At 56.0% G+C, this 23,352-nt stretch carries 20 protein-coding genes and 2 tRNA genes; 5 read left to right on the top strand and 17 right to left on the bottom strand.

Translation table 11 applies throughout. The annotated features are described in order from the left end of the window. Nucleotides 1-67: 67 nt before the first annotated feature. The 10 genes from QGG57_03270 to QGG57_03225 form a co-directional block, all read right to left on the bottom strand. Nucleotides 68-829, bottom strand: coding sequence for an acyl-CoA dehydratase activase (locus QGG57_03270; GenBank protein MDP7007192.1), 762 nt, complete (start codon nt 827-829; stop codon nt 68-70). Beyond that, the gene (locus QGG57_03265) at nt 822-1,790 is read right to left on the bottom strand and encodes a 2-dehydropantoate 2-reductase (protein ID MDP7007191.1); all 969 of its coding nucleotides are present in this window, start codon (nt 1,788-1,790) and stop codon (nt 822-824) included. The genes QGG57_03270 and QGG57_03265 overlap by 8 nt, the downstream gene beginning before the upstream one ends. A gap of 8 nt (nt 1,791-1,798) precedes the next feature. Further along, nucleotides 1,799-2,998: a 2-hydroxyacyl-CoA dehydratase family protein gene (locus tag QGG57_03260; GenBank protein MDP7007190.1), complete on the bottom strand. Its 1,200-nt coding sequence runs from the start codon at nt 2,996-2,998 to the stop codon at nt 1,799-1,801. 3 nt (nt 2,999-3,001) lie between these two features. Further along, complete coding sequence (locus tag QGG57_03255; protein ID MDP7007189.1) at nt 3,002-4,726, bottom strand: AMP-binding protein; 1,725 nt, start codon at nt 4,724-4,726, stop codon at nt 3,002-3,004. An 8-nt stretch (nt 4,727-4,734) separates the two neighbouring features. Beyond that, nucleotides 4,735-5,946 carry a 2-hydroxyacyl-CoA dehydratase family protein gene (locus tag QGG57_03250; protein MDP7007188.1) on the bottom strand — a complete coding sequence of 404 codons (1,212 nt, stop codon included), beginning with the start codon at nt 5,944-5,946 and terminating at the stop codon, nt 4,735-4,737. 260 nt (nt 5,947-6,206) lie between these two features. Next, complete coding sequence (locus QGG57_03245; protein MDP7007187.1) at nt 6,207-7,010, bottom strand: acyl-CoA dehydratase activase; 804 nt, start codon at nt 7,008-7,010, stop codon at nt 6,207-6,209. Next, entirely contained in the window at nt 7,007-7,813 is an 807-nt protein-coding gene (locus tag QGG57_03240; GenBank protein ID MDP7007186.1) for an acyl-CoA dehydratase activase, read from the bottom strand. The genes QGG57_03245 and QGG57_03240 overlap by 4 nt, the downstream gene beginning before the upstream one ends. 1 nt (nt 7,814) lies before the next feature. After that, a complete protein-coding gene (locus QGG57_03235) occupies nt 7,815-9,122 on the bottom strand; it encodes a 2-hydroxyacyl-CoA dehydratase family protein (GenBank protein ID MDP7007185.1) in 1,308 nt (435 codons plus the stop codon). A 1-nt stretch (nt 9,123) separates the two neighbouring features. After that, a complete protein-coding gene (locus tag QGG57_03230) occupies nt 9,124-10,293 on the bottom strand; it encodes a 2-hydroxyacyl-CoA dehydratase (protein MDP7007184.1) in 1,170 nt (389 codons plus the stop codon). A gap of 503 nt (nt 10,294-10,796) precedes the next feature. After that, nucleotides 10,797-10,872 (bottom strand) — tRNA-Gln (locus QGG57_03225). 66 nt (nt 10,873-10,938) lie between these two features. Here QGG57_03225 and QGG57_03220 point away from each other — a divergent pair. Continuing rightward, nucleotides 10,939-11,238, top strand: coding sequence for a hypothetical protein (locus QGG57_03220; protein ID MDP7007183.1), 300 nt, complete (start codon nt 10,939-10,941; stop codon nt 11,236-11,238). Nucleotides 11,239-11,256: 18 nt separating this feature from the next. Here the strand turns inward: QGG57_03220 and QGG57_03215 are convergent, their stop codons facing one another. Genes QGG57_03215 through ileS form a run of 4 tightly spaced genes read right to left on the bottom strand, consistent with a single transcriptional unit; the run spans nt 11,257 to nt 16,570 of the window. Further along, a complete protein-coding gene (locus QGG57_03215; protein MDP7007182.1) occupies nt 11,257-11,883 on the bottom strand; it encodes a 2,3-diphosphoglycerate-dependent phosphoglycerate mutase in 627 nt (208 codons plus the stop codon). Nucleotides 11,884-11,903: 20 nt separating this feature from the next. Beyond that, complete coding sequence (locus QGG57_03210; protein ID MDP7007181.1) at nt 11,904-12,896, bottom strand: MBL fold metallo-hydrolase; 993 nt, start codon at nt 12,894-12,896, stop codon at nt 11,904-11,906. Beyond that, a complete protein-coding gene (locus QGG57_03205) occupies nt 12,896-13,417 on the bottom strand; it encodes a hypothetical protein (protein ID MDP7007180.1) in 522 nt (173 codons plus the stop codon). The genes QGG57_03210 and QGG57_03205 overlap by 1 nt, the downstream gene beginning before the upstream one ends. Nucleotides 13,418-13,441: 24 nt before the next feature. Next, complete coding sequence (gene ileS, locus QGG57_03200) at nt 13,442-16,570, bottom strand: isoleucine--tRNA ligase (protein ID MDP7007179.1); 3,129 nt, start codon at nt 16,568-16,570, stop codon at nt 13,442-13,444. Between the two features lie 81 nt (nt 16,571-16,651). Here ileS and QGG57_03195 point away from each other — a divergent pair. Further along, nucleotides 16,652-16,727, top strand: a tRNA-Met gene (locus QGG57_03195). Here QGG57_03195 and guaA read toward each other — a convergent pair. Continuing rightward, nucleotides 16,728-17,681 carry a glutamine-hydrolyzing GMP synthase gene (guaA, locus tag QGG57_03190; protein ID MDP7007178.1) on the bottom strand — a complete coding sequence of 318 codons (954 nt, stop codon included), beginning with the start codon at nt 17,679-17,681 and terminating at the stop codon, nt 16,728-16,730. A gap of 124 nt (nt 17,682-17,805) precedes the next feature. Here guaA and QGG57_03185 point away from each other — a divergent pair, with 124 nt between their 5' ends. The 3 genes from QGG57_03185 to QGG57_03175 are packed head-to-tail and all read left to right on the top strand — an operon-like array spanning nt 17,806 to nt 20,074. Then, a complete protein-coding gene (locus QGG57_03185) occupies nt 17,806-18,345 on the top strand; it encodes a hypothetical protein (protein MDP7007177.1) in 540 nt (179 codons plus the stop codon). A 2-nt stretch (nt 18,346-18,347) separates the two neighbouring features. Beyond that, on the top strand, nt 18,348-19,943 hold the full coding sequence (locus QGG57_03180; GenBank protein ID MDP7007176.1) for a hypothetical protein: 1,596 nt from the start codon (nt 18,348-18,350) through the stop codon (nt 19,941-19,943). Beyond that, entirely contained in the window at nt 19,940-20,074 is a 135-nt protein-coding gene (locus QGG57_03175) for a hypothetical protein (protein ID MDP7007175.1), read from the top strand. The genes QGG57_03180 and QGG57_03175 overlap by 4 nt, the downstream gene beginning before the upstream one ends. Before the next feature lie 47 nt (nt 20,075-20,121). On the opposite strand, the gene QGG57_03170 is transcribed toward QGG57_03175, so the two are convergent. Together QGG57_03170 and QGG57_03165 are read right to left on the bottom strand one after the other, a co-directional pair. Then, on the bottom strand, nt 20,122-20,754 hold the full coding sequence (locus tag QGG57_03170) for a hypothetical protein (GenBank protein MDP7007174.1): 633 nt from the start codon (nt 20,752-20,754) through the stop codon (nt 20,122-20,124). Between the two features lie 30 nt (nt 20,755-20,784). Beyond that, complete coding sequence (locus QGG57_03165) at nt 20,785-23,292, bottom strand: MMPL family transporter (protein MDP7007173.1); 2,508 nt, start codon at nt 23,290-23,292, stop codon at nt 20,785-20,787. Nucleotides 23,293-23,352: the final 60 nt, after the last annotated feature.

Genomic DNA, 23,352 nt, shown 5'->3' with positions numbered 1-23,352 from the left:
CATTCCTGACTTTGTCTTTAATTAGTATTAGCGTCGTTTGAGCACATATAACGGATATATCTAAGTTTCAGGAACATTCTTTCTGTGCCAGAACAGATGCGCCTAATGCAACCGCAAATTGGGGATTGGGCGCGGTTTCCACCTCAGCCGAAAATTCTTTCGTTAACAGTTCCTGCAGGTATGGATGAAATGCTATTACACCTCCACAAAGAATTACAGGAATATCGGTTTTGACAGGAAGTTTTCGGATCCGGTTTACGATTGACAGATATATTCCCTTGGATATTTCCTCGATGGGGATATCATTGAATTTCCATCCTAGAATCTCTGATTTGGCGAATACTGTGCAGAAACTGTTGATTATCTTCGAGCCGGTGGCCAACTGGGCAAGTTCGCTCATTTCATCAATTTTAAGTTCGGCCCTCTCAGCAATTTCAGTGATAAAGGTCCCTGTACCCGCAGCACATTTATCATTCATGTGGAAATTAATTACTTCTCCCGACGGTCCACTCTCTATAATTTTAATATCTTCGCCACCAATATCAACGATGCATTTATGCTTAGGGTATGGCACAGATATTCCTGCCGATGCACAAATCAATTCCGTTTTTTTCACATCCCCCTGAAAACTATCTCGACCGTATCCAGTTGTACAGACTCCATTGATTGAGAATTGTTCTTTTATTTTAGACAACTGGCTCTTGAATAGATTCTTGTTCCTGCTTAGTGAAGGAATTACACTTTTGATTACCAAATCATTTGAACCGTTCGTGACAACAAACTTTGTGTAAGAGGAACCCAAGTCTATGCCAAGATGATGTTTATCCATTTTCTTTCTTTTCTTGAAGATGGATTAGCGCAGTAACGGCACGATTCAGCGGTGTGTCTATGCCATGTTTTAATCCATACTCCAGAATTTTCCCATTTAGTCGGTCAATTTCGGTCATTGCCCCATTCTCGATATCGATTAGCATAGAGGGCTTGTGATTGCCTGCCTTTTCCAGGTAAAGAATACAATCTCTTCGAAAACCATTCCGTATCTCTATCTTTTCCTTTTCCGCAACCATGATAGATTCATCAATGATTCCTGCGACTAGATTCTTTGTTTCAGGAAAAGTCATCACCTCTTTCATAGTGCAATGTGATATGGCGCATAAACAGCTCAATGAAGCATTCAAAATGGATTTTTCCCAGACATAATTCCTTATCTTATCCGGTCCCGAAATTTCTGTCTTCAGTTTCACAGAATTCAATAAATTTCTAATTGCTTCTGAAATCTCTTTTCCATTTGCTGTTAAAGCGGCTATGTGATTAGGCGGATGGAAAAAGGTCACTTTGACCGTATTCAAATTTTTCATTTCACCTGCATAATTTATGACCATCCGCAAGGTTCTATCTTTACCGAAGGCCTCTGCAGCGATTAATTCGTTATCAATGCCATTCTGAGCACACATGACAAACATTTTTCCGGAATCAATCCGAGTTAATTGCTCAACAACAGCATTTAGTGCTGTGGTTTTTACAGATATTACAATCACGTCTAGGTCATAATCACCCAGTTCAGAAATAGTGCAGCAGACATGGTTGATGCTTACATGTTTGTTGATTGTCTTTGTCAGTTTAATGCCGGATTTTTTTATCACATCAATTTTTTCAGTTATAAGGTCACACACAACTACCATTGCTCCAGCTTCAATTAGATGGGCTGCTAATGTGAGCCCGGCTGGTCCTCCACCGATTATACCTATCCTTAATTGAGCATCAGATATCTTCACTATATTTCCTTCCATAATTTAATCTATTTCTTGAATTTCAGTTGTTCGATGAATGTTTCAAGTTTTGTTCGTGTCTGACCATCGGAAAAGAATCTCAAATCCACTAAGTCTCCATCGAAGGATATGCTATCCTTGCCTGTAGCTTCTTCAACTCGTTGAGGCAAGCCAAAACGACTGTTCGCGTTGTTGAAACAAGTTTTTGAATCGTGAAATACGACGCCGTCAACTCTGAAGGTTTTCATCAAATTCTTCATCACTTCTAGCTTTGCATTTTCTCCCCTGTTAATGAAAATTTGAGTATACGCATAAGCCATAGATTCCAAAGGCCTTTCCGGGTCAAAATCATCGAATACCCAGCTATTGCAGTAGGTTGAGGCCACCACAGCAGTATTATTTTCGGCGAAAAGCTCGGCCAGGTTTCTTAAACGTCCCCAGACCGGCATGCCTTCCCAGTAAATTCTCACTTTCTCATCAGGGACGGCACCTTGGTTTCTTGCAACTAATTCCTCAAGTTCCGTCAACGCTTCTCTATAGAAATCAACACATATCTCCGTTCCACGCAGGATAACAATAGGAGCCATTAAAATACATCCATCAAAAAATGTTAGTGGTGCTGGCGTCTGGCTCGCAGTTTCCAGCATTTTTTTCCAGAGTTTCGAACCTTCAAAACTCAGTGCAAGTGTCTCCGACAGTTTCTGATAATCCAAAGGTTTTCCAATAATTTCTTCTCCAACGGAAATCAGACCCCTTAATTGAGCCGTTACATTATCTACATCAGCTTCTGAAACTTCCTCTAAATAGCGTGGCGGATATATTCCGACCACAGGACAGTTATATTCACGACCAAAAAAGTTGAACCATTCGGACACTTCCCTGCACTGATTTGTGTTGTACACTATAATATCAGGTTCGGGAATGGATTTCAGACCATACACTTTTGTCAGGGGAGTCTCTTTCATCAACCAAGCACCAATGTCTGCCGTAAGATAGGAGCAGATTTCACCGTCAAAACCTGCCTGATGAGCACGTGGAATGTATTTTTCAGCTGTGCGTGACGCTCCCAGAAAGGCACCATGATTTTCTGGGAAATACACCTCAAATCCAAGAGCCCGCAGTATCTCCGCCGGCCCAGCACTAGTGCACCAAGCTATCGGAGATTTCATTCCCGTATAGTAATCTTTCAGAACTTCTTTCAGTCTTTTTTGTGATTCGAGTCTAGCCATTTTCTATTCCAGATTAATCACATATGCCTTTTTAGATATTGGTTTTTCAGATTCGTAGAGAGAGGCGATATCATCTTGAAAGATATTCTCCACTACTTTTGGAGAAAGCTTCATTGAAGGAGTCAGTTCTTCATTCTCGATAGTCAGTTCATAGTCAAGTACCAACGCTTTTTTGTAACGAGCATATTTCGGTGTAATAGCCTGGTTCCATATCTTTAGACATTCGCTTAAACACTTTAAATATTCCAGCATATTTGATGGGCATTGACACCTATCGCATAACATAGACTTATCAGGTTTTTGGGAAAACACATTCTTATTTGGGAAAAGAAGAATTACTGGATAATCACGGTTGCGACCACTCAAAAAGGTGTGCGATAGATATGCACAATCCTTTGAAATCAGATTTTCAACTTCCGTGGGGACCACGTTTTCACCATTAATCAACTTGAATATCCTGCCTTTCCTGGAGATGAGTTTCAGGCCAGTGTCTGTGTATTCCCCTATGTCGCCTGTGTGAAACCATCCACTTTCCTCGATCACTTCAGTAGTGGCTTCAGAATTGCTGTAGTATCCGGCCATTACATTCGGACCTTTAACCAGTATTTCCCCATCAGAGGCAATTCTCACAGATACACCAGGAATCGGCTTGCCCACAACCCCAGTTTCTCTCTCAATATTTGGGTCAGTCGTGGTACAACAGGGAGAAGTTTCAGTCAATCCCCATCCCTCGATGACTGGCACTCCATAGTTTGCAAAGAGATCAGCTATATTTTTGGGCAGGGCAGCTGCTGCCGTAAAGACGAAACGTAGTTCATCATGAAAAATCGTTTTCTCTATAGCCGGATCTTGCGTGGCCCTGATAGCGATCTCTTGGTAAATACGAGGGACGCTGAAAAATACCGTTGGCCGTACATGGTTCCAGTTTTTTAAAAGGGTACTAATATCTTTACCATATCCATTTTCAAGAGATAGAGTTGCCCCATTCACAATTGCAGCGAATTTCTCAAAAATTCCGCCAAAACTATGGTGCCACGGAAGGTAGGACAGGAATCTGTCTTCTTGATTCAAATCCCACAAGGCCTTCATAGCCGCCTGCTGCGATAGAATATTTCCGTGAGTCAACTGTACACATTTGGGCCTTCCCATAGTACCGGAAGTGTACATCATCAATGATACAGTGTCAGCCGGGATATCTAACCCGGTAACATCCGTAACGCCAATATAATGAGAAACCATATCCCCGAAAGAGATGGAGTTTGAACCAAATTTTCCTTCATCGCCAGAAAAATGAATGATTTTTCGCAATGATTCGGGAGTCTTGATTTTTGCATATTGAATATTATCAGCTACTGCTGCAAATGTCGGGTTACAAAAATCCAGCAGACGATTAGCCTGATCATCTGGATACCCTGCAAAAATGGGAACTGAAATAGCACCCATAGCCATAACAGCCAACTCCAGTTCTAGCATTTCCTGGCAATTGCGCGATAGAATGGCAATTCTATCACCCTGCTTAAGCCCCATGGAACGTAGATATTCTTGAATAGCTGAAATATCTCTAACAAATTGAGACCAGGTTAATACTTTATATTCACCATTTCTTGGTTCTTGATAAACGGCTGAGCTTGAAAAATTTTCGCCATTTTGATTAAGCATTACCGCCAGATTCTGCGGAAATTTCATTAAATCAATTTCGCTCTTATATATTTTATCTGCTACTTCCATTTAATCAATTAAAATGATTGAACAAAATTATCCAGTTGCTCAGTGATTTTTGCTTCATCAAAGAATCGTGCATCTACCATATCTGCCTCAATCATTACAGTGGGGATCCCTGCCGCTTCATATCCCGGAAGTCGGCGTTTAACATAACTGTTCCAAATGCTGCAACTGTTGTTCCAATGAGCAACAATCCCATCTGCCTGATATTCCTTGACCATATTGATGGTCCAATTCAAAATCCAGTCTTTTGAACGATTCATGGTATTCCATGCGTATCTTCTCACTAGAGAGTCCATTGCATGATTTGCGTCAAAATTGAACCACCAACTATGTGTGTATGTACTGGCTACAAAAGCAACATTGTTTTCTTCGCAGTATTTTGCCAGCCAGTTTTTTCGCGGCCAGATGGGGATTGCGTCCCAGACAAGTCTTATTTTTTCATCGGGCACCGCTTGGATTCCTTTTTCAATTCTTTCCTCCAGTTCAGACAGAAGCGAGCGGTAATAATCCGTACAGATTTTTGTTCCTCGTGCGACTACAATTGGTGCCATAGCAGTAAAAGCATCAATATTGGTCCATGGTGTCGGTTTTCTTTTCGCTAGTTCAAGACATTTCTGCCATAATCGATTGGCCTTGTCTGCTTCTTCTACAATTTCATTTAGTTTTTCTTCATTATAGTTCAATTCAAAACGGTCACATATTTCCTTTATGTGTTGTTCGATTTTCTCTTTAAAATGCTGTAATTCCTCTGGTGAATGCTCTTCTTTTCTTACCAGAGGCGGTGCCCGCAGTACATAATGAGGGACATCTTTGTTTTGCTGTGAAAATATTTTCTGGACCTCATTGCCCCACCGTTCCACAACTGAACATTGGCTGTTGCAGGCATAAAACATATCCGGTTCGGGGAGGCCGTGGATGGGAGAGGCTACATCTCCTAGGAGTATCCCGATATCACTGAGGGCATATTTACATAGTATGGGTGAGCTTAACCCACTTGCCTCAGATAATTTGATAGAATCTTGGCTGTACGGATTGTCAGGGTTTCTATCAGGAGATAGGGCGCCCAGTATTGCAGCATGGTTTTCAGGGTATACAGGGATAATATCCATTGCCATAAGGACTTCAGTGGGGGCAAATGCGGAACACCAAGCTATTTTTTTCCCGCTGGCCTTCACATCATCATAAAATGCGAATATGTCAAATACTGTCTTTAATCCTACCATTTTTAGTTCCTGATTTTTTGCAGATTACCGAACCCAGATTGTTTTCATTTCGTCACCACAGCCGGCTAAACAAGCATCACAGGAAGCTCCCATGGGTTGGTCCTCCTTTGCCATTGATTCTAAATGAATTTTCTTTCCCATAGACTCAAACAGTTCGCATGCTTCAGTCAAACGTGGTTCCCCACAGGTAAATTGCCTTGCCCATCCTTTCGCCTTTAATCTCTCGTCTCGCGGAGAATCTGCCATGCCGCAAAGTTCGCTCATGCAGATGCCCCCACTTTCTCTAGGCGTTGTAGGGCCAGTGTTGCAGCACCGAGCGCGGTCGTGAACTGAACCATGTCTCCGTCAGGTACATTGATTTTTTCATCTACGTTTTCTGTTAGTACATTCACCATCGTCCCAAATCGCATAATACCACCAGTAAGTGTGACCTGTGATTCCATTTTGACTCGTTTCAATAACTGTATTGCACGTTTTACCAATGAGGTCATTGCTCCAAACATGATATCTGAGGGTGCTGAGCCCAAAGACAATTGATTAATTACTTCAGACTCCGCGAACACGGCACAAACTCCAGATATGGGAACTTGCTCCTTTGATGTATCAACGAGGGGGCCGATTTCCTCTGTTCCATATCCCATATATCGGGCTGTTTTTTCGAGAAACGCTCCCGTTCCGGCTGCACATTTGTCATTAAGGCGGAAAGACCTGACTTTTACTTTTTCATCTAGGCGACTGGCCTTCATAGTCTGCCCGCCGATATCTAGTACAGTCCGGGTTTCAGGGAAGAAAAAATTTGTGCCCCGCGCTGTAGCTGTTAAGTCAGTGACTGTAATGTCTCGATAAGGTACCATATGTCGGCCGTATCCCGTTGAAATGGCATATCCGATCTTTTCTTTGGCCAGACCCGATTCTTTCAGAACTTGATCGAATACCTTTTCGGCTGCCTTATCCAATTTGAAACCAGTTTGTACCATCGCTTTTCCAATCACCTTTTTTTCAGGGGAAAGAATCACAGCCTTGGTGTATGTAGAACCCACATCTACTCCAATGACATGTTTCATGTTTCACCTACAGGTATTCGGCTTTCCATAATGTGATCCATAGCGAATAGTGCAGCTCCCAGAGCTCCCATGTAATGTGATTCATCACTCACGTTCATTTTCATCCCAAGGCCTGCAGTCAAGACTTCAACCATACCAATATTTTTCGCCACGCCACCTGTAAAAGTAATTTCATCGTTAAATCCGACCCGTCTTAATAAAGCAAGTGAACGAGAGGATATCGATTGGTGGACACCTAACAGGATGTCCTCAATTTTCTTGCCTTTGCCAAGCCAGGACAACACTTCCGATTCCGCAAACACAGTACATGTAGTGCTAATCTTAACTGGTTTTTTTGATTTCAAGGCTGTGGGGCCTAGTTCATTCAGGGGAATATCTAGAGCCATGGAAGCTGCTCCCAAGAAACGGCCAGTACCAGCAGCACATTTGTCATTCATACAAAAATCTACAATTTCGCCGATTTCACTAACACTGATTGCTTTAGTATCCTGTCCACCCATATCTAGAACCGTCCTTGTTTCTGGGTACATATGCACGGCACCTCGGCCATGGCAACTGATTTCCGTAACCTGCGTATTCCCAAATGTTACTTTATACCGCCCATAACCAGTTCCAATGACATAGGCAACTTCTTCTTCCCGACGTTTGCTCTCATTCAGTGCTTTGAAGTATGCCTTCTCGGCAGCTTGTACCACGTTAGCACCCGTATCAATCAATGCCCTGCCGATGATTTTCAGGTCCTCATTGATAATAACAGCTTTTGTTTGTGTAGAACCCACATCCACTCCAGCAGCTAATGCCATATTATCCTCCTCCCTCTACTGTAGCCCTTGCCTTCCGTGACGCCAATCCCTCAAAAAAAGCATCAATACGGTTTTTCATCTGGGCTTCTCCGACAACTCTTGAATCCATCATGTCTGATTCAATAAATAGACTCGGCAAATTACTTTTTTCCATTAACATGCGACGATTGTCTGCCATACCTGTCGAAGTCGTTCTACAACTTTTTATGGGGTGGTACACCACGCCATCGACATTGAACTCATCAGATTGTGCAAGAACCGTAAGTTCGGGGTGAAACATAGAATCCATGGCGTCACGAACACTAATCAACACACCTTCCGCCAGCGAATCAAAAGGGTCGTCCAAATCATACTGTACGCCTATATTCGTCCCACCTGAAGCGAACCAGAGATAGGATGACATGACAAACGACCCACCCCATTTCGTGAACATTTCATTGAAACGTCTGAAGATTGGATAACAAGGAACACCAATGAAACTCAATCTATATTTCTCATCGGTAAGGGTTCCTATGCCATTTGCAGCCATATACTCCATTTCTTCTACCAGCCTTTCAAAAAACCGGGCTCCTTCGGGAGTCCCTCGAAACACATTGGACATCCCTAGATATACAGTTCCATCAGTAAGGGCATTGAACAAAGAAGGGCTGCTCTGATTCAGTTCTAGTACTCGTTTCCAACAGCGACTCATTGTGTTAGCGTGTCCTAGAACTTCCCTGAGACGATCGACATCGAATTTCTTTCCTGTTATCTCCTCACACGTTTCTATCAGTTCTTCAAGTTGAACTTTTACATATTTCTTTTCTCGCTCAAATTGTTCATCTCCCGGCCAGGTCCTCGTTCCCGCTTCACGCGTTGCTGGCACATCTATTGAAACCATGGGAATGTCATAAATCCGCTCCCAGATTTCAGCCCATTTGAAATATGTATTACAGGCATTGGTCAGTACGGCAATTCCTGGCTTGGGTATGCGTCCCATGGGGTGATTCCCATTCTGCATTTGCATTGCAAAATCCGCTTTAACGTATCCGCAAATATCTGGAGAATACCCATAATCCTCTGCTGTATTCAGAAAGTCGTCTGCTACATGGCGAACAGCAGTCTGTAGAGAATTAATTTCTGGAAACACCATAGGCATATCAAATACACGGAGTATTTCTGCAATGCTGCCCATGACAAAAACATAGGCTGCAGTCTCGTCATCTTCGGCCTTCTGCGTCAAATCCTGAAACCAGTCTCTAAAAAGAGCAGCCCCTTCCCGGGTACCACGACCTACTATATCTTTTTTAGTTACATTATTCATTTTCACCTCAATCAAACATCAGGTTCTCTACGAACGTTTCTAGCTGAATCTCCAAATGGTCAAAACTGGACATATTTTCCTCAAATTCGCTCACAAAATAGGGGGTGTCATCCTTTTCGAGCTCCTGAGTATAAGTGACCTGTTCCTCTAGACCAGGTTCGCACATTTTTGCTGCAGTTATAATCACAGCTTCTGCATCCGTATTTTCAAACCTTTCTCTCAACATCTTTTCTTTCGGTTTACGCAAATCATGTTGCACGGGGCTGTAGGATGAGTTATTGATATAGGCTTCAGCCATCGCCTCTAACGGATTATCACCAGCATCAATATCTTCGAGTATGTATCGCATTCCAATTAACAGGTCATCATCAACTACGTAACATGACCTGCCGATAGTCCTCAACATGTCCAGTGGTGGCTGTTCACAGAAACCACCTTCAAAAACAACCCGAATGCGATCCTGTTCACGGGCATCTCTCTTCTCAATTAGAGGAATTACTGCTTCGAGTAATTCATTATGTTCTTCCCGTGGAATCAAGCCACCTAAAGCCACTAAGACGTATGCTTCATTGATAGTAATGAGCCAAGGCCTTTCCCTTTTTATCGCATATAACTTTCGGAGTAAGGCTCGGTTTTTGTTAAAAACAGCAATAGAATTTCGCAAGTCATCCTTTGTTATTTTCCTGCCCGCAACTCCTTCGATTACACCCTGGATTCTTTCATACTCTTCTTTCAGATATTGAACGGAATGACTAGAGTTCGGGTTCTGGGGAAGATAAAGAATTTGGCAAGGGTAATCAAAATTCCGCCCCCAAATTGGGGCCAGATTTCGGGCGGCATCACAAATAGGATGTGTGACGAACATATCTATTTCCACCCTGCCGGAAAGGACCTGTTCCAGATTTGTTTTCAAAATCGAACATAAAAAGGATCCAAATCTGCTATCTGCTTCACGGGGTTCCACAGAAGCTCCAAACATCTTCATAGGCAGCATGCCAGCAGCATGGGCTATTTCTTCTGGGAAATATACCTGGAAGTGGCCCAGTACTTTTCCGCCCGCTTCCCGCCAGCGTTTAACCGTTGTTACTTCGATATCTTCTATGGTTTCCTGACAGAGCCACAGAATTTCTTCCAGTGGCTGATTTCCCCATCCTTCGAGCGTTTTTGGTCTATCCATACCTTTCCTGCAATGTATCGCAATATATATAATAGACCTACCGCCCTAAATCGGGTAGCGTTACCGCACCCAGCACCGCCTCTCCCCGTCACTCTATGACATAGTCAAAGTCCATTCGGGGCGATGCAAAATGTATCTACGATTGTCTATATATAAACTGCCAATATCCACAGTGCCCCAACCTATTTTAACCCTAGGTCGGCGCCCGTCAGGTCTGCACCCTCCATGTAGGCCCCCTCTCTTCGATAGAGTCTCCAAATAAAGAACCCATAATTGAATCATTCCATCACTGTCTTACCTGTTCAAGTGCATCATATTTCGGAACGATATCCTTGTACTTCGACCGGAATTCTCTCAATGATTTGGCATGAGCCCGCACTTCTTTCCTTGAAATGACCGTAGAGGGCGAAGGCGGTCCGGGAGCACCATCCTTCACGAAGGAGACGCTCCTAGATTTGGAATGTTTGCAACCATCTTAAGTTGTTTGTGGGTCAGACTTAAAGTGGTAGCCCCGCCCGGATTCGAACCTGGGTCACAGGCTCCAAAGGCCTGCATGCTGGACCGCTACACCACGGGGCTGCCTGCCGTCGAGCAGGCGCTGGTTATAGAAGTGCTCCCGCGCAAGCGTTAAAACTTGCACTCTGCGTGCGCACAGCAGTCAACATGGGCGAAGCAGCATCGAAGAGCTCGGTCAGGAAATTCATGGATGCGATTTCCAGCCATTACGAGGGGCTGGGCTATCCACTGGTCTGGAGCGAGGAGGAGGACGAGGGCGAGATGCTGGAAATCCAGTTCAAGTCCGAGTCGGGTTACTTTGTCTCGGCGCGCTTCGTTCCGCGCGAAGACTACATAATCCTGAAGGACGAATGGGGCCGTGAGTTGAAGCTGCGTCCGACGCGTGGTAACCTGAAGCAGGTCAAGGGCTGGTCCAAATCGCGCGAGTGAGTCGCGCCCGTACGTAGTCTATTGCGGCAGCCGGCTCATGCTTTCGATGCCGGGGCGCGGGATGACCTGCAGGTCCACCGCGGAGCCGTCGTCACCGAAGCTGAAGACCCACGGCTCGCACCAGCCGATTTCGGTCTGCAGGATTTGTGCCGGGCTGTAGTCGAGAAGATGCATCACGATGGCGCGAATCGAGTTGCCGTGCGCGCTCACCAGCACGTTGCGCCCCGCCATGATTTCGGGCAGGATGCGGTCGCGCAGGTAGGGAATCGCACGGTCGGCCGTCTCCTTCAGCGACTCGCCGCCCGGTGGCGCGATGTCGAAGCTGCGGCGCCACTGGTGCACCTGCTCCGTTCCGAAGCGTTCCGCGGCTTCGGCCTTGTTCTGCCCGATGAGGTCGCCGTAGTTGCGTTCGTTGAGCGCCAGGTCGCGCTCGACCGGAATGCCTTCCTGCCCGAGACCGGCGAGCAGGACGTCGAGCGTATGCTGCGCGCGCACCAGCACCGACGTGAAGGCGATGCCGAACTCCATCCCGCGCAGTAGCGGCGCCGCCTGCTCTGCCTCCGCAATGCCCTGCGCGTTGAGCGGCACGTCCTTCCAGCCGGTGAACCGGTTCTGGTCGTTGTAGGTTGAGAGCCCGTGACGCACCAGTACAAGTTTTCCTGGAGTCACGTAAATTCCTCCAGCGTCGTTTCCCCCCGGTCGGGGAGTGCTTGTGCAGGTATTCCCAGCCGTTTACGGATTTCGCGCGCCAGCTCGCTCTGCGCGCCATGGACTGTGTAGACCTGCTGCGGCGCGCACGCCTCGACGAAGTTGAGCAGCCCGGTGAAGTCGGCGTGGTCGCTCATCGGGAACCCCGCGTCGACACCGCGCAGCGCCCACGGCGCGAAGGCGCACCAGCCGGAGACGCGCGCGGTGTGCGCGCCGCGCTGCCGCAGCTCCAGCACCACCGCGTCGGGGCGGCGGCCGCTGGTCGCGGTCGTCGATGTCACGAGCATCCCCGGCGCGGCACGCTGCTCAGGCGAGAGCGCCGCGAAGCGGTCGTACTCCAGCGGTACGTCGTGCTGCACGTAGATGTCGCACACCTCGCCCACCTCGTCGGAAACCGCCGGCCGCAGCCCGACGGCGTTGGCGGCCGCGACGACCTCCTGCGCCTTGCCGAGCGTGTACGCCCCCACGATGCCGCCGCCGTTCGCGGCGACCGCCAGCATCCACCCCTGCAGGTCGCGCAGCACGCGGTGGCGCGGCGGGAGCACCTGCTCCGGCCGGCCGTAGGTCGCTTCGATGACCAGCGTTTCGCATCGCTGCGGCTCGGCGCGGCCGGCAGTGATGGTGCCGTAGGGGTTGAAGTCGCCGGTGTAGAGTACGCGTCCGCCGTCGACCGCGACCATCGCGCTGCCGATGACGTGGCCAGCGTCGTAGAATTCGACCTCGATGCCGCGCACCGCGAACGGCTCGCGGTAGCCGTGCAGTTGCGCCTTGCGGCTGCCGGTGCGCGCGTGCATCACCTCGGCCGTCGCGGGAGTCATGTGCGTCCGCGGCCGCAGGTGGTCGGAGTGCGCATGCGTCACCACTCCATCGGCGCGCCCGCGCGACGGGTCAAGGTAGACTGCCCCTTCCCCGTTGGAGACGCAGATGCCGTCATGCGCGAAGACCTGCATCACGCCTCCCGCAGCGAGAAGCCGTAGCGCGCCGGCTCGCGCCAGCGATGCCCCGTCGTGTAGCGGCAGAGCGGGCAGCGGAAGCCGATGGCGACGCGGCCGCCCGAGAGCGTCGCGTTGTGCACCTTCGCCAGCGGCTCGCGGCAGACCGGGCACGGGACTCCGGGCGCGGCGAATTCGCCGCGGTGGTGGTGGTGCCCCGACAGGTCATCCCTTTCGCGAATGCGGCGCCAGCGCTTCACGACCGGGTCGTAGCGCATGCCCATCCGCCGCAGGTCCGCTTCGTCGGGCTCGGGCGCCGCGCCGACCGAGCGGGTGCGGATGTCGAGCCTGACGCGGCCGGAGTGCACCAGCACGCGCCGCATCCGTTCGGCGCCGAGCCGGAATTCGCCGTCCTCTTCGTGGAGCCGCGCCAGCACCAGCCGCTGCATTTCGCCCTGCGTCCCGACGTGGCCCGAGGCCTCGAGCGTCGCGACCGCGGCGGCGACGATTTCGCTGTCGGTTGCCTTGCGGTACTCCATCGTGCCCGCAGGCTGCGCCGCTGCTTAAGCGTGGCGGGCGCTGAACCCGAAGCCAACCCCGTCGACCTCGAAGCGCTCCGCCCGCTTCGGCACCGCCCTGCGGTGCAGTTTCGCGTCAGTGGTGCGGGTCTCCGCCTGCACCCACTCCCAGTCGGCAGCCGCCAGTTCGGGCGTCCCGTCGGGCAGCCACACCTCGAGCGTGATGCGGTCCTCAATCGCCAAGTCGAGCGCCTTGCGCTGCGCCTGCACGCGGCGGGTGATTTCGCGCGCCAGCCCCTTCGAGAGCAGCGCGTCGTCGACCGCCATGTCGAGCACCAGCGAAACGCCTGAATCGAGCGTCGCGGCGGCGAAGCCCTCCTTCTGGACGCGCAGCAGCTCGATATCTTCGGGGGCGATGGCGTGGCCGGCCAGCTCGAGCTGGCCGGCCTCGAGCGCCGCGGCGCCCTCCTCGGGGTCGAGCGCTTCGAGCGCTGTCTTGACGGCGGGCAGGTCGCCCTTGACTTTCGCGCCCAGCGTGCCGAAATTGGGGCGCAGCTCGACCTGCTGGAACTTCCCCAGCTCCGGCGCGACCGCCAGTATTTCGACGTTCAGCTCCTCCGCCAGCAGTTCGTGGAATTGCGCGATGTCGGGGCCGCCGACAATCCAGCCGGCGCGGCACGGCAGCCGCTGGCGCCGCTGCGACTCGGCGCGCACGCGGCGCCCCGCTTCGGCCAGCGCGCGCGCCAGTGCCATCTGCTCCTCGAGCGCCGTGTCGCGCTCTGCGGACGCCGGCCAGTCGGTGAGATGCACGCTATCGCCCGTCAAGGTGTGATGGATGTGGTCGCTCATGTAGGGCGCAATCGGCGCCATCAGCCGGCAGACGGTCGCGAGCAATGTGTGCAGCGTGTGCTGGCAGGCCGCCTTGTCCTCCGATGCGGCGTCGTTCCAGAGCCGCCGGCGGGAGCGCCGCACGTACCAGTTGCTAACGTCGTCGATGACAAACTCCTCCAGCAGCCGCGCCGCGCGGTGGAAGCGCCACTGCTCGAAGAGCGCCGTATATTCCTCGACGACGGCGGCGAGCCGCGAGAGCGCCCAGCGGTCGAGCGGCGCCAGTGGGGGCGGCTCCGCGTCCGGGTCGAAATCGTCGAGCGCGGCGTAGTCGGCGTGGAAACGGTAGGTGTTCCACAAAGTCAGGAAGAAGCGCGCGAAGGTCTCGCGCAGCCCTTTGGCGTCAAACCGTAGCTCGGCCCACGGGGCGCCCGCCGTCACCATATACCAGCGCACGGCGTCGGCGCCCTCGCGGTCGAAGTGGTCGCCCGGGTTGACGATATTGCCGCGCGACTTGGACATCTTCTTGCCTTCGTGGTCCAGGATAAGGCCGAGTGACAGGCAGCTGCGGTAGCAGGGCGAGTCGAAGACCGCGGTCGCGACCGCCAGCAGCGAGTAGAACCAGCCGCGCGTCTGGTCAACCCCCTCGCAGATGTAGTCGACCGGGAAATTCGCCTCGAATTTCCCGTCCTCCGCGAAGGGGTAGTGCCACTGCGCGAAGGAAGCGCAGCCCGAGTCGAACCAGCAATCCATCACGAACGGCTCGCGCGCCATCTCGCCGCCGCACTCGGAGCAGCGCAGCTTTACCGCGTCGACGTAAGGCCGGTGCAACTCCTCGGGAACGGTGGCGGGGTCAAGCGCCAGCTCGCGCAGCTCGGCGCGACTGCCGACGCAGTGCTGGTGGCCGCAGCCGCAGCACCAGACCGGGAGCGGCGTGCCCCAGAACCGCTCGCGGCTGATGGCCCAGTCCTTGACGTTCTCGAGCCACTCGCCGAACCGCTTCTCGCCGACCCACGCCGGCGCCCACTCCACCTGCGCATTGTGCGCCAGCAGCTGCTCGCGCACCGCGGTCATGCGCACGAACCACGAATCCATGGCGTAGTAGAGTAGCGGGTGGTCGGTGCGCCAGCAGTGGGGGTAGTCGTGGGTGTAATCCTCGGTGCGGTAGAGCCGCCCCGCCTCGTCGAGCAGCGCGATGATGTCGCCGTCGCACTCCTTGACGTAGCGGCTGTCAAGGTCGGGATGCACCCCGGCGACGAAACGGCCGTCGGTGCCGACGGTGTGTACTTCGGGCAGGCCGACGGTGCGCCCCAGATTGAAATCGTCCTCGCCATACATGACGGCGGTGTGGACGACGCCAGTGCCGTCCTCGGTGGTGACGAAGTCGGCCGCGAGGACGGTCCACGCCGTTTCCGAGCCGCCCGCGTCAATCGCGCCGGGGAAGAGCGGCTCGTAGCGCCGGCCGACAAGTTCGGAGCCGGGGAATTCCTCCAGCACCTCGGCCTGGTGGCGCAGCGTCGCCTTCAGCAATTCCTTCGCCAGAATAAGTTCGTCGCCCACCGCGGCACCGCCCGGGCCGGTCCAGCCCTCGGGCGGCGCGGTGACGCGCACGCGGCAGTAGGTGATATCCGGCCCAACGGCCAGGCCAACGTTGCCCGGCAGCGTCCACGGCGTCGTGGTCCACGCCAGGATTGAAGCGTCGTCGTCGACCAGCCTGAAGCGGGCGTAGAGCGAAGCCTCGCTGACTTCCTTGTAGCCCAGCGCGACTTCGTGGCTGCTGTAACTGGTGCCGGTCTGCGGGCAGTAGGGCAGCACCTTGTAGTCGCGGTAGAGCAACCCCTTGTCGAACATCTGTTTCAGCGACCACCACGCCGACTCGATGTAGTCGTCGTGGAGCGTGACGTAGGGATCGTCCATGTCGACCCAGAACCCCATGCGCTCGGTCATCTCGCGCCACGCCGACTCGTAGGTCCAGACGCTTTCGCGACACGCCTTGTTGAACGCCTCGATGCCGTAATCCTCGATTTCGCTGCTCGTCCCCAGCCCGAGCGCTTTCTGCACCTCGATTTCGACCGGTAGCCCATGAGTGTCCCAGCCGCCCTTGCGCTCGACGTAGCGCCCTTGCATCGCGCGCCAGCGGCAGACCAAATCCTTGTAGGTCCGCGAGACGACGTGGTGGATACCCGGACGGCCATTGGCAGTCGGTGGCCCCTCCAGGAATACGAACGGCTGCGCCCCCTCGCGCTGCGCCACCTGCTGCGCGAACGTGCCCTCCGCCGCCCAGCGCGCGGCGACCGCCTGCTCGAGCGCTACCGGGTCGTAATCCCCGACGGAGTCGGCTGCCATCGCGTGCGGCAGTTGGCGCCCGCTAAAAAGCCCGCCCGAGTCTTAATCCTTTTATGGCGCCTGCCGTCCGCCGCACCGCGTGCCGGGGTGGCGTAGTTGGTAGCGCGCCGGACTCATAATCCGGAGGTCGCGGGTTCAAACCCCGCCCCCGGCACCATTACTCCCACTCGATGGTCCCGGGCGGCTTGTCGGTGACGTCGTAAACCACCCGGTTGATGTCTTCCTTGAGTTCGTTGGTGATGCGGCGCGAGATGCGCTGCTGCACTCCCCACGGCATCGCTGACGCTTGCGCAGTCATCGCATCGTAGCTCTGGACCGCCCGCACGGCAATCGTGTGGCCGTAGGCGCGGACGTCGCCCTGCACGCCGACGGTGCGCACCGGCAGGAGGACGGCGAAGTACTGCCACGGCAGCTCCATCTCGCCCGCTTCCGCGGCAGCCTCGATTTCCTGCTCGACGATGTGGCACGCCTGCCGCACCAGCGCGGTGCGCTTGCGCGTCGCCTCGCCCATCACCCGCACCGCCAGGCCGGGGCCGGGGAACGGTTGCCGCTGCGCGACCGCGACGCCGAGATGCTCCGCCAGCGCGCGTACCTCGTCCTTGTAGAGCTCGCGCAGCGGCTCGCAGAGCTGCATCTCCATATCTTCCGGCAGGCCGCCGACGTTGTGGTGCGACTTGATGGTGTCGCGCAGCCCGCCGCCCGACTCAATCCAGTCCGGCGCGATGGTCCCCTGCACTAGCCATTTCGCGTCGAAGCTGCGCGCCTCTTCCTCGAAGACGCGGATGAACTGCTCGCCAATCAGCGTGCGCTTTTGCTCGGGGTCGGTCACCCCTTCCAGCGCTGCAAAGAAGCGGTCGCTGGCGTCAACCACATAGTGGTTGACGCCCATCTCGACGAGCATGTGCCCGACCGCCTCCGGCTCGTCCAGCCGCATGTAGCCGGTATCAACGTGCACCGCCAGCAGCCGCTCGCCCAGCGCCTGCGACGCGAGCACCGCCGCCGCCATGGAATCGACGCCGCCTGAGGCGGCGATGATGGCCCGGCCGCCAACCTGCTTCTCGATGGCGGCGACCGCCTGCTTTGCGAAGCCGGGCGGGTCAAAGAATCCCATGCGCGCGCATACGGGCGTCCGCTATAAGGCTGGCTTGCGGCGGCGTCCGTGTCAACTTTTATTTATCCCTAGCCTAACTAGGTACCTAGCGTAACTACGCTGGAGAACAAAAATGTCAAAAATCATGGCCCTGTTCGCCGCCCTGCTCTTTGTCGGCACCCTTGCCGGCGCAGTCATGGCGGAAGAAGAGACCGAACGCGACCAGCCGGACCGGCTGGCGAAACTGCAGGCACACATCGAGAAGCGGCTGGCGCGACTGGCCGACTTCCGCGAGAACCTGCCGGATGACGCCGACACATCGCGGCTCGATGCGCTCAAGGAGCGACTCGAGACGCGTCAGGCGAAGCTGGCTGAATGCGCCGCTGACCGCGAGGCGTGCAAGGCAGAGCACGACGCGAAGCGCGAGGAGCACCGCGAGGCAACGCTCGAGAGGATGACTGCGCGCACGCAGGCGGCGCTGGACCGCATCGCCGAGTGCCGCGCCTCCGAGGAGTGCCCGGCGGACGAGGAGAAGCTGGCTGCCCTGGAAGAGCGCCTCGAAAACCGGCTCGACAAGCTGGAGGCGTGCAGCTCCGGCGAGGGGGAGTGCGACATGCCCAAGAAGCCGCACGGCCGCCACAAGCACCTGAAGGAGAAGCTCCGCGACCGGCTCCAGAAGGTCTGAACATGTTCCGTGCATTCCTGGTTGCCCTGACGGTGGTGCTCAGCTCGCTGGGCACCGCCGCACTCGCGAGCGGCGAGGAAATCTTCGCGCGCGACGAGTTCGAGGTGCATGTCGGCACCGTCGCCGAGCATGATGAGGCACGCGACAAGCTGGGCGAGCAGGGCGATTTCATCGCCATCCAGCTCGGCGCCGACACATGGTTCGCTGTCGTTTACGGCACCGAGGAATATCCCAACGCAATCCACATGCGTTCGTGGCAGATGCGCTACCTAGGCGGTGCGACCGTCGTCGGCCCCGAAGGCGGCGTAATCACTCCCGAGACTCCGCTGCCTGTCGTCCGCGCGAGCGGGCAGGCACTGCCGCTGCTGCTTGAATTCCAGGACAGCGGCTACGAGGCCAGCAAGTCCGGGATGCACCGTGAGAATGTGGGCGGCGGCAACGGACTCTTCGACTTCCAGCCGAAGCCCGGTTTCCACGGCGTCGGCATTCTGGATGGAGGGCTGGGCCAGCATGAACCGGTGATGAAGATGGTCAACCTGAACACCGTCTGGACCCCGGTATTCGACCCCGAGAGCGACGTCAGCATCGATGAGGAAAACCGCACGGCGCAGGTCAGCTTCGCGCTCACGGCGCGTGACCTGCCTTATATATACGTCGACGAGGACCAGCCCGAAACCCCGGAGGTGCTGGAAGAGGTCACGATTACCTTCCGGCTCACCGTCAGCCTGGTTGAGAAGAGCATTGACGTGCCGTGGTACCGCGTCACCGTTTCGCGCGATGGCGTTGAGGCGAGCGAGCGCGATGGCGAACGCACTTTCAGCGGTCGTGCGGTCGAGTCGCACCTGAAGTACGACCACTACCTCGAGGGCTGGGATTACCGCGAGCGGAGCGAGGATAGCCGGCTGATGCTGCTCACCTTTACCTTCTTCGCGACCTTCGTCCCCAACCAGGTCGCGCAGTGGATGAACCAGCAGTTCATCGACCAGCACCTGACCGACGGCGCGGGCCGCGCCGAGTTCGAGACGGACTACGAGATTGACCAGCAGACCGGCGAGGAGCGGCATTTCGCCCCCGGGCAGGATGACGAGGCTGGCGAGGACGGCCACCCCGACAAGCACGGCAAGATGAAGTATCGCGCCCGCGAGGCGTTTGAGAATCGGGTCCAGCGGCTGCGCACCAACTCCATCGAGTTCCACGACAGCTGGGACCGCGCCGGGAAACTGACCTGGGTCAGCAACGTCAGCGCTACGGTCGGCAACTCGACTACCGAACAGCCACTCTACCACCAGCTCCACGCCATGGAGGGCCTCCAGTCGTTCATGGCCAAGGAGAATCCGGACAAGCTGCAGGACATCCGCGCCGACGCCCACGTCAGTGGCATGGTGCTGCTGGGCGGTTACGTCTACCCGGCTGGCGACGCGCTGCTCCACGACCCGACCTTCGAAGTCTCGGCGCTGCTGGCCGAAATCGGCACCGGCCTGCAGACGCTGCTCGCCAAGCTTGGCCTGCTACAGCTGGCCGAGCTGGCCGCCGTGGGCGTGCTGGCGATTGCGCTCACCATCCGCGGCCGCCGCCGCACGGCGCTGCTGAAGGAATGAACAAGCGCCACTTTCCCGGCAGCGAGCGGACGACGCTCTGCGGCCATTCCGCCACCGAGCAGGAGTGGCAATGGATGCAGCGTTTCCGTCGCCGGCAGGTGACCTGCCGCAGCTGCCTGACGCGCGCCTAGCGCCGGCGCAGCCGCAGCACGAACAGTGCCGCCGCGACCGCCGCCAGTTAGACCCAGGAGGCGAACTTCTCGATGACGAGGTTCCTGATGGTCACGTCATTGGCGGAATCGACGAAGGCAAAGGATGTTACGCTGGTCTCGACCGAGTGGCCTTGCGGGTCATCGGCGAACCAGATGGTGTTGTTGTCGTAATCGAAGAACCAGCTGCCGGATGCGACTTCTTCGATGCTTCCCACGTGCAGCAGGGGTTCGTCGTTGAAGTAGAGGTCTTCAGGGCGGTCGCAGCGCGGATACTGGTCGTCGCAGACCCAGCCCTTCTCGGGGTCCAACTGGTCGCCATGGCGCGGTCCTTCCTGGGTCTGGTTCGTGCTGTACCAGAGGTCGTCGGAGCGAGAGAACTCCGTGAGCACCCGGGCTCCGCTGAGAATGGTCCCGTTCTCACCTTCGTAAGTGTCGCCAGCTCTCGGCCACAACTCCTGCATGCGATGGATGCCGGCCTTGAGCAGGAAGGTCGAGTTCGCAGGGCTGTTGTCGACGATGTACTGGATGTCCTCGCCGGGCAGGATTTCGATGGCTGCGGCGGCTTCAATGTCGGTTCCGTCATCGCCGTCGATACAGCCGGCAAATCCGGAGAGCATCAGCAGCAGCGCGACAAACGCCGTGCGGGATACGCTGTGCAAGTGGCGCGGCCACAAAAGGCTGCCGCGCCGTCAGTGCCGGCGCACTTTCTTCACGCGTCGCACAATCCGGCGCCGCGGCTCGGGCTCTCGCGGGGGCGCTTCGCTCTCGCCCCAGACGTTGTCGGGCGCGCCGGTGGCGCCGGCGTCGTCGCGCGGTGGGAAGGCGGTCGGGGCACGGTAGGCGGCGACCGTCAGCACGACCGCCGGCAACACCAGCAGCGTCGCCGCGAGCGCATAGAGTATCATCGCCGCGGTCAGGATTCCGAACTGGCTGAAGACGGTCATCGACGAGAATGAGAGCATGCCGAAGCCGGCCGCGGTCGTCAGCGCTGCGCCGGTGATGGGCGTGCCGGCGTGCTGTACCGCCGTGACCATCGCCTCCTCGGGCAGGTCGCCCTCCGTCAGCGCCTCACGGTAGCGATGGAGCAGGTGCACAGCGAAGTCGACGCCGACACCGATGGTGATGGCGGCGATGGAAACAGTAACAAGGTTCAGGCTCCAGCCGAGCGCCCAGATAGTGCCGTAGACCCACGCGGTCACCAGCAGCACCGGCACAATCGCCTCGGCGCCCTCGACCCAGGAGCGGCGCAGTGCTATGAGCAGGCCAAGGCAGATGACGATGGAGAGCGCCAGCGACTTCAGCATCCCGTCAGTCATGGTGCTCATCATCTGGTAGCGTTCAATCGGCTGGCCGTACGGGGTTGCCCCGAGTCCAAGCGCCTCCAGCGGCACCGCGTCCTCCTCCAGCTCCGCCAGCAGCACCTCGCCGCCCATGGTCCCGATGTCGGCGCTGGAGACGCGGATGAGCAGCCCGTCGGCGCCGCCGCTGGTGTCGGGCCGCACCAGCGCCCTGATTTCGGTCGGCGTCAGGTCGCCGGTGCCGTTCGCCAGCAGGATTCCGAGCAGCTGTCGCGTCCCGGCCGCGGTATCGGGCAGCCCGTCGCCGTCGCTGTCGGCCAGGCCGAGTTGCGGTGCCTCCAACGGAAACGCCTGTTGTATCACGGTTGCGATAGAGTAAACGCGCGGCTGGCCGCCCAGTTGCGCCACCTTGGAGTCGTTGGCCATCGCCGCCTGCGTCTCGAGCAGCGCGCGCATAACCTCAGGCCGCATCAGGTCATCGCCCTCGATCAGGATTCCGGCCGCCTCACCCGACGTGGTCGCGAAGTCGCGCTCGTAGATAACCCATGCGCGATACATCTCGGAAGTAGGGTCAATCAGGTCCTGCATCTCCAGCTCCTGGTCGAGCTGCACTGCCGCCCAGAGCGAACCGGCCGTCACCAGCAGCGCGACCGCAATCACCGTTAGCGGTCGCGCCTGCGAAGCGGTCGCCAGCGCGCCGAGCACTGGCGCCAGCATCGAGTTCTCCTCGAGCGACTCGAGCTCCGGGTCGAGCCAGCGGTCGAGCAGCAGCCGCGCCGCCGGCAGGAAGGTGGTGGTCAGGACGAACGCGGCGCCGATGCCGAGCGCAACGTGCACGCCGAAATCGCGAATCGCCGGCACCTCGGAAACGCGGTTGGCGCCGAAGGCGGCCATGGTCGTCAGCGTCGTCAACAGCAGCGCCGTCCCGACCAGCCGCACCGAGATGCGCAGCGCCCGCTCCGGTCCCTGATAGTGGTCGGCGCGGTAGCGATGCAGGATGTGGATGGCGTCGTCGACGCCCAGCGCCAGCACCAGTATCGGTGCGATGAAGGTATATTGCGAAAAGCGCAGGCCAAGCATCTCGCCGGCAGAGAACATCCAGAGCAGCGCCAGCATCACCGTGCCCAGGCTCAGGATGACGTCGGTGGGGCGGCGTAGCGAGAACCAGAGCAGCACCGCCATTGCGCCCAGCGTCAGCGGCAGCAGCGTCGCAAGCGTCGCCTGCGAAGCTTCCTGCATCGCCTGGTTGGGGGCGGCCATCGAGTTCAGCACCAGCGACTCGCTCTCGAAGCGGTGGAACGCGTCGCGCACCGCCAGCTCCGACTCTTCGTCGTTGTAGGCCCCCTTCTTGTCGACCGTCACGGTGACGAAAACCGACCGCGCCTGCCACACTCCGTCCACCCGCGATGGCGCGCCGAACATGCCGCCCGCCTGCGGGTCCTCGATGAGCGCGCCCAGTACCAGCTGTAGCGCCGGGTCGGGGGCGCTGTCAAGCGCCAGCCCCTGCAACGCCAGTGAGGTCGCCACGGCCGAGCCGGGCGACCGCACGACTGCGTTGGTGTCATACGCCCATGTTTGCACTTCGGGTGACGCGAGCATGTGCGTTTCGAGCCGCAGCAATTCCTGCAGCGACTCGCGCGAGAGCAGGTTCTCGCCCGGCGCCTCGACCACGGCCGAGACGTAGAACGGCAACGGGAAGTCGCCGTAGGCGACCTGCCCCGCGCTGACCTCGTCCGACGGCGGCAGGTAGTCCTCGAGCGACGTCTCGGTATCCATCGCCTGCAGCGGTTGCAGCGCCAGTCCGCTTACCAGCAGCGCCAGCAGCACGGTCGCCCACGGTCGTGCGGCGACGAGCCGCGAAAGCTCCTCCATGCGCGGCGATGCGATACTGGCAGCCATCGGGCGGCGACCGGCAGGTGAATAAAAACTGCTGGGCAGGCTGGTTTACCGTAGTTCTTG

The sequence above is a fragment of the Candidatus Poseidoniia archaeon genome (assembly GCA_030748895.1).
GTDB lineage: Archaea > Thermoplasmatota > Poseidoniia > MGIII > CG-Epi1 > UBA8886.
The sequence above is the reverse complement of the archived record's forward strand: the minus strand, read 5'-3'. Positions and strand labels throughout refer to the sequence as shown.